Raw genomic sequence first — 468 nt, forward strand, 5'->3', positions numbered from 1 at the left:
CAAGCGTACAGGAAGTACAGCCATACTGTTCCATGTGGGATGCAATCTACGACTGCCTGTTCTTCTGCATTAACCAGGAAATTTATGACAGCCTGACACCGGAGCAGCAGGCCGTTGTTGATGAGTGTGGACAGAAAGCTGTCGAATATGAACGTTACATCAACCGCTCCGGCGACGAAGAGATCATGAGCCGCTGGCAGTCAAAGAATGGCGTGACCATCACAAAGAAAGAAGACATGGACATCGATTCCTTCAAAGAAGCCGTAGATGGTGTAGATGAGTGGTTTGTTAAGGAACTCGAGAAAGAAGGATATGATGATGCACAGGAACTGGTCGATCTCTTTACAGAAGAATCTACAGATACTGTGGCAGACTACAGTGACCTTGACTGGCCGGAAGCAACCTGGAACTTTGCATGCTCCACAACAGAGACAAGCACCTGGGCAGACGGCGGCCGTAAATTTGGTG

General features: G+C 48.7%; 1 pseudogene. It reads left to right on the top strand.

The features are described 5' to 3' along the window. A pseudogene (locus tag LIR34_RS17610) lies at positions 1–468 on the top strand (TRAP transporter large permease subunit); the annotation flags it as partial.

This window comes from Blautia sp. MSK17_66, from assembly GCF_020538025.1.
Classification (GTDB): domain Bacteria; phylum Bacillota; class Clostridia; order Lachnospirales; family Lachnospiraceae; genus Blautia_A.